The sequence below is a fragment of the Comamonas sp. A7-5 genome (genome assembly GCF_039581385.1).
Lineage (GTDB): Bacteria > Pseudomonadota > Gammaproteobacteria > Burkholderiales > Burkholderiaceae_C > Comamonas > Comamonas thiooxydans.
On the sequence record NZ_JBCPWO010000048.1, the window covers coordinates 1 to 1,344 of the forward strand.

Here is a 1,344-nt window from a genome sequence, read left to right on the forward strand (position 1 = left end):
CCGCCAAACGGCACGTGATAGTCCACGCCCGCCGTGGGCAGGTTGACCATGACCATGCCGGCCTGGCTGTGGCGCTTGAAGTGCGTGGCGTACTTCAGGCTGGTGGTGGCAATGCCGGCCGACAGGCCGAACGGCGTGTCGTTGGACACGGCCAGGGCTTCGTCGTAGTCCTTGACGCGGATCACGCTGGCCACGGGGCCGAAGACTTCCTCGCGGTTGATGCGCATGCCGACTTCGGTGTCCACGAACAGCGTGGGCGCCATGTAGTAGCCCTGCTTGCCGCTGCCCGTGTGGCAGGCCACGCGGGCGCCACCGGCGGCCAGGCGCGCGCCTTCGGCCTTGGCGATTTCCACATAGCTCAGATCCTGCTCCAGCTGGGCCTGGCTGACCACGGGGCCCATGTCGGTGCCGGCGGCGCGTGCGTCACCGACTTTGATTTGGGCCATGCGCGCCTGCAGGGCCTCGATGAAGGCCGGGTAGATCTTGTCGGTGACGATGAGGCGGCTCGATGCCGTGCAGCGCTGGCCCGTGGAGTAAAAGCCGCTTTGCGCCGACAGCTCCACGGCCTGAGCGAGATCAGCATCGTCCAGCACGATCTGGGGGTTCTTGCCGCCCATCTCCAACTGCACCTTCTTGCCCGAAGCCACGCAGGCCGCCGCAATGCCGCGGCCCACGCCCACCGAACCCGTGAAGCTGATGGCCGCCACGTCGGCATGGTTCACCAGGGCTTCGCCGATCACGCGGCCTCGGCCCATGACCAGGTTGAACACACCGGCGGGGATGCCCGAGCGGTGGATGATGTCGGCCAGAGCCCAGGCACTGCCGGGCACCAGGTCGGCGGGCTTCAAGACCACGCAGCAGCCGTTGGCCAGGGCCGGGGCGATCTTCCAGGCGGGGATGGCGATGGGAAAGTTCCAGGGCGTGATCAGGCCGACCACGCCGATCGGCTCGCGCGTGATTTCCACGCCAATGCCTGGACGCACCGACGGCACGGTCTCGCCGCTCAGGCGCAGGCATTCACCCGCAAAGAACTTGAAGATCTGGCCGGCGCGGCCGACTTCGCCAATGGCTTCGGGCAGGGTCTTGCCTTCTTCGCGCGCCAGCAGCTCGCCCAGCTCCGCCTTGCGCGCCAGGATTTCCGTGCCTATCTTGTCCAGGGCGTCGGAGCGCGCCTGTATGCCCGAGGTGGACCAGGCCGGAAACGCTGCAGCGGCGGCGGCCACGGCGGCCTTCACATCGGACGCACCGCCCTGCGCGTACTCGCCGATCACATCGGACAGGTCGCTGGGGTTGGTGTTGGGGGAATAGCTGTCAGCAGCCGTCCACTGGCCGTTGATGAGGTTG

The 1,344-nt window shown here is 67.6% G+C and carries 1 protein-coding gene; it reads right to left on the minus strand.

Going from position 1 to position 1,344, the window contains the following annotated elements; genetic code table 11:
• Positions 1–1,344: aldehyde dehydrogenase family protein (locus AAIL67_RS24670; RefSeq protein WP_343485397.1), on the minus strand; the 1,344-nt coding region annotated here is incomplete at both ends.